General features: G+C 75.6%; 1 protein-coding gene. It reads right to left on the minus strand.

Annotation, left to right across the window (positions count from 1 at the left end):
* The coding region (locus tag DI005_RS00140; protein WP_147263808.1) for a bifunctional DNA primase/polymerase at positions 1 to 625 on the minus strand (625 nt) is incomplete at its 3' end.
* Between the last annotated feature and the right edge of the window lie 88 nt (positions 626 to 713).

The following is a 713-nucleotide window of genomic DNA, read 5'->3' on the forward strand; positions in this document are numbered from 1 at the left end:
CCGGGGCGAGCCGTTCGGCCAGCCAGCCGGGCAGCGCGGCCACCGCGCCGTCGTGCACGTAGCGATACGGGCCGCGCGGGGTGGTTGAGCCGGGGGCCACGACGTAGCCGCCCCACGCGCGGGTGTCGACCTTCCACCCGAGTCCCCTGCCGGTGTCGCCGCTGGTGTTGCGCAACTCAGTGCCCTCGGGGGCGGTGTAGTACAGGTGCAGCCCACCGGAAGGGGTGGCCACGGTGAGGGTGTCGCCGGGCAACTCGGCCCCGGCCCGCTCGGCCACGACAGCGAGCACATCCTCGCCACAGCGGGCGCCCTCGGCCGCCCACCGCTCCGGCACCGGGCCGTCGTCGGGCTTGGCGGTGTCGAGGTCGAGCACGCACAGCCCGGACGGGCCGGTCGCGATGCCGATGTTGAACGGGCCCGCCGACCAGGCGGCGCGGATGCGCTCCGGGTCGGTGGTGGCGCGCTGCTCCCACCCCGCATGCCCGGCCTCGCACGGGCCGGTACGGGGGCAGCGGTCGGCGCCGTGCAGGGCCGGGCGCTTGCCGTTCGGGATGAGCGGGAAGACGTGCCAGCCGCGCGCAGCGGCCGCGAGGGCGGAGCGGGTGAACTGGGTGCGGGTGTCCATCGTGAAGCCTCTCGTTGGTCACGCTGTGTGCCGGTTTTTTGGCATGGGGGTGCCGTGGCGGCGTCCTGTGGGGACGCCGCTGGGCGGG

It is taken from the genome of Prauserella sp. PE36 (genome assembly GCF_003311655.1).
Lineage (GTDB): Bacteria > Actinomycetota > Actinomycetes > Mycobacteriales > Pseudonocardiaceae > Prauserella_A > Prauserella_A endophytica.